Origin of the sequence: Streptomyces ochraceiscleroticus (genome assembly GCF_000720485.1) — a bacterium.
Classification (GTDB): domain Bacteria; phylum Actinomycetota; class Actinomycetes; order Streptomycetales; family Streptomycetaceae; genus Streptomyces; species Streptomyces ochraceiscleroticus.
Genome location: NZ_JOAX01000091.1, coordinates 1 through 456 on the forward strand (window position 1 = coordinate 1; position 456 = coordinate 456).

The 456-nt window shown below is 71.7% G+C and carries 1 protein-coding gene; it reads right to left on the reverse strand.

Annotated features, from left to right (window positions below; all coding sequences use genetic code 11):
* Window positions 1-57: 57 nt before the first annotated feature.
* The gene (locus IG84_RS0137305) at window positions 58-453 is read right to left on the reverse strand and encodes a hypothetical protein (RefSeq protein WP_051862869.1); all 396 of its coding nucleotides are present in this window, start codon (window positions 451-453) and stop codon (window positions 58-60) included.
* Window positions 454-456: the final 3 nt, after the last annotated feature.

The following is a 456-nucleotide window of genomic DNA, read 5'->3' on the forward strand; positions in this document are numbered from 1 at the left end:
ATCCAGTCCGGGACGACCCACAGCGTGGGGAAGTCGACGACGAACTCGGCCCCGGGCTCAGTCCTCCCGGCCACGGAACGGCACAACCTTCATGCGGTCGCGCGCGGACTTCCGACGCGGCGCCGGCTCCGTCGGCTCGCTCTCCTCAGCGGCCGGGACGGTGCCCGGCTCGCCGGGCGAGATCTTCCACCGGTTGCGCAGCATGCCCTGTACGGACAGGCCGAGGCTGTCGAGGTACTGCCGCGCAAGCTTGCGCACGTCGACCTTGGCGTCTGGCTGCTCGGCCTCGGCGAGGCAGCGCACGAACAGGGCCACCTCGATCTCCTGGCCGAGCTCCTCCCACATCACGGCCTGTGGCCGTTCCCACAGCTCGTCCCACAGCCGCAGCTCGCGGTCCGCCGGCTCGGTCAGTGGCCAGTCCGGCGCGAAACCGGGGCGCCCCTCGTAGGGCAGGAG